This is a genomic window from Terrimonas alba (assembly GCF_042434975.1).
Lineage (GTDB): Bacteria > Bacteroidota > Bacteroidia > Chitinophagales > Chitinophagaceae > Terrimonas_B > Terrimonas_B alba.
Genome location: NZ_JBHMQM010000030.1, coordinates 1 through 1565, shown reverse-complemented (window position 1 = coordinate 1565; position 1565 = coordinate 1). Strand labels below are relative to the sequence as shown.

Below are 1565 nucleotides of genomic sequence, written 5' to 3'. Positions count from 1 at the left end.
CAAAGCCCTTATGCTATATAGAAAGGCGTTTAGAGCAGGACAGTAGACCAAAATAACTTTGACTACAAAAACAAAAATTGTTCATCCCAAACTCTAAACGCCATGACAAAAGTAAAAACAAATTTTGCAGAGCAAACAATTTATGTAGGATTGGATGTGCACAAGCGAAGCTGGAATGCCGCTTTGTTTTTAAATGATCAATACCTGCGCAATATCCATCAGCCGCCATCGCCGCAGGCATTATATAAATTTTTGCAAACAAACTATCCGGGAGCTGATTATGTCTGTGCTTACGAAGGAGGAAAGTTTGGCTATTGGATACAGCGTCAGTTGAGCAGCAAAGGTGTTGGCTGTATCGTAGTTAATCCGGCCGATATACCGGCTACTCATAAAGATGAGGTAAGCAAAACCGATCCCAGGGATGCAAGAGGTATTGCGATGGCTTTGCAATGTGGTCAATTGCGGGGTATTTATATTCCGTCGCTGCAGCAGGAAGCTGACCGTTCGCTGGTGCGTCATCGTAAAAAAATCTGGAGAGACCTGGTCCGTTGCAAAAACAGGATCAAAGGATTCCTGGATTATACCGGTGTTGCATTGCCCGATAAATTTTCCAACAGCAACTGGAGCAGGAATTTTTTGCAATGGTTATACGCTATCAAATTTGAGTATGCCAGCAACCGGGCTACATTGGATTATATGATACGGGAAGCAGAGCTGTTGCGTAAAGAATTATTAAGCATCAGCAATGATATCCGAAAGCTGATGCGCAGTGCAGCATACAAAAAATTGTACTATTTGTTACGAACCATAACCGGCATTGGCCCGCTGACAGCCGCCTTATTGATAACAGAGATCGGTGACATGAAACGCTTCCCGTCATTTTATCATCTCAATAGTTTTATCGGGCTATTGCCGTCAGAACACAGCAGTGGAGAAAAAGAATTAAAAGGCAGATTGACGATAAGAAGGCATCGCCAGTTAAGAAGTGACCTGGTGGAATGTGCATGGACAGCCAAACGAACTGATCCTGCTTTGTCTTTATTTTACAGTCATCAATTAAAAAGAGGCAAAGAACCCAAACTGATCATAGTGAAGATAGCCCGTAAACTACTGAGCCGTATCCGTTATGTATGGCTGACAGAAAAACCATATGAAAAAGGCGTAGTGAAATAAAAAATAAATAAACAACGATAATCATTGTTCATTACAAAACAAATAAAACCAATAGCGACCGGACTACTAAACATGGGTTGTCATCGTGAAATACCCAAACAGCGAAGCTTTGACTTTGCCAAAGCCTGTAGCCGGTTGTTTTCTCCGCCAATGACGGAGAAACATCATTAAATTTAAACACAAGGACTTGTAGCATCCGCCAGTTGGCGGAAAGTCTACTCATAGGACGCTGGTAATGGATGATGAAAGAGTTTGCAGAAATGCGGAAACTAAAATAATTTTGATATGGACAAAAAAACATCTGGCGAAGGCAGTCCCGAAAGCATTCGGGATTGCTTTCAAAAGAAATAAGTGTTGACGATATGATCCTTCTCTGAAGGCCTATACATAGG

General features: G+C 41.7%; 1 protein-coding gene. It reads left to right on the top strand.

Annotated features, from left to right (window positions below; all coding sequences use genetic code 11):
• Window positions 1–102: 102 nt before the first annotated feature.
• Window positions 103–1173, top strand: coding sequence for an IS110 family RNA-guided transposase (locus ACFEL9_RS26035; protein ID WP_385896314.1), 1071 nt, complete (start codon window positions 103–105; stop codon window positions 1171–1173).
• Window positions 1174–1565: the final 392 nt, after the last annotated feature.

Excerpts from the sequence above, each read along its gene's own strand:
- ACFEL9_RS26035 (WP_385896314.1), top strand. The coding sequence starts at position 103 with ATGACAAAAGTAAAAACAAATTTTGCAGAGCAAACAATTTATGTAGGA.